An 813-nucleotide genomic window follows, 5' to 3' on the forward strand; every position below is an offset into this window, starting at 1 on the left:
CCACCGACACCTGCGCCCCGGCGCCGCGCAGCTCGGCGACCAGCTCGGGCAGGCCGTCGGCCCCCTCCCCGCTGCGGCTGACCAACACGATGTGCGGCACCCGGTGGCGGTCGACCAGGTGGCGGGCCACCGCCGCCCCCGCCATGCCCGTCCCGCCGGTGATCAGCACGGTGCCGCCGCCCAGCCCGGCGGGCCCGTCGGGCATGGTGAGCACGACCTTGCCGATGTGGCGGGCCTGGCTGACGAACCGGTAGGCGTCCGCGGCGCACCGCACGTCGAAGGCCTTGACCGGCAACGGCTTCAGCACCCCGTCCGCGAACAACCGCATCAACTCGGCCAGCATCTCGGCGATGCGGTCCGGCCCGGCCTCCATCAGATCGAACGCGCGGTATGCGACATCGGCCAGGGCCGCCGGGTCGCGCAGGTCCGTCTTGCCCATCTCGATGAAGCGCCCACCGGGGGCCAGCAGCCGCAGCGAGGCGTCGGTGAACTCGCCGGCCAGCGAGTTGAGCACGACGTCCATCCCGGCGCCGCCCGTGGCGGCGGAGAACTCGCGCTCGAAGTCCAGCGTCCGCGAATCCGCGATGTGCTCGTCGTCCAGACCCATGGCGCGCAGGGTGTCCCACTTGCCGCGGCTGGCGGTGACGAAGACCTCGGCGCCCCAGTGCCGGGCCAGTTGCACGGCGGCCATGCCCACCCCGCCCGCGCCCGCGTGCACCAGCACCCGATCGACGCCCCGCAGCGGGGAGGGGGCCGACGGCCTGCCCGAGCTGGTCGCCGAGCTGCGCGGCGCCGGGGCGCAGGTGTCGGTGA

1 protein-coding gene is annotated in these 813 nt (G+C 74.9%); it reads right to left on the reverse strand.

The features are described from left to right. Positions 1-813, reverse strand: an 813-nt coding sequence (locus A9X04_RS27135; protein WP_156764557.1) for a zinc-binding dehydrogenase, incomplete at both ends; no start/stop codon positions are given.

This window comes from Mycobacterium sp. E3247 (assembly GCF_001667785.1).
Lineage (GTDB): Bacteria > Actinomycetota > Actinomycetes > Mycobacteriales > Mycobacteriaceae > Mycobacterium.